At 70.9% G+C, this 254-nt stretch carries 1 protein-coding gene; it reads left to right on the top strand.

What is annotated here, in order from left to right:
- A partial coding sequence (locus tag GC722_RS17645) for a DUF7507 domain-containing protein (protein WP_197429822.1) occupies positions 1 to 254 on the top strand: 254 nt, incomplete at both ends.

Below are 254 nucleotides of genomic sequence, written 5' to 3'. Positions count from 1 at the left end.
TGACCTACACCTTCGTGGTCACCAACACCGGCAACGTCACCGTCGACGACGTCGCCGTGGAGGAGCTCGAGTTCACCGGCAGCGGTCCCCGTCCCCAGGTGGTCTGCCCCGACGAGCGCACGCTGGCACCCGGCAACCAGCTGATTTGCACCGCCACCTACACCGTCACCCAGGCCGACGTGGACGCCGGTGAGGTGTCGAACTCCGCCCGCGCCACCGGCACCCCGCCCGAGGGGCTGCCCCCGGTGGAGTCC

It is taken from the genome of Auraticoccus cholistanensis (genome assembly GCF_009742705.1).
Lineage (GTDB): Bacteria > Actinomycetota > Actinomycetes > Propionibacteriales > Propionibacteriaceae > Auraticoccus > Auraticoccus cholistanensis.
The sequence above is the reverse complement of the archived record's forward strand: the minus strand, read 5'-3'. Positions and strand labels throughout refer to the sequence as shown.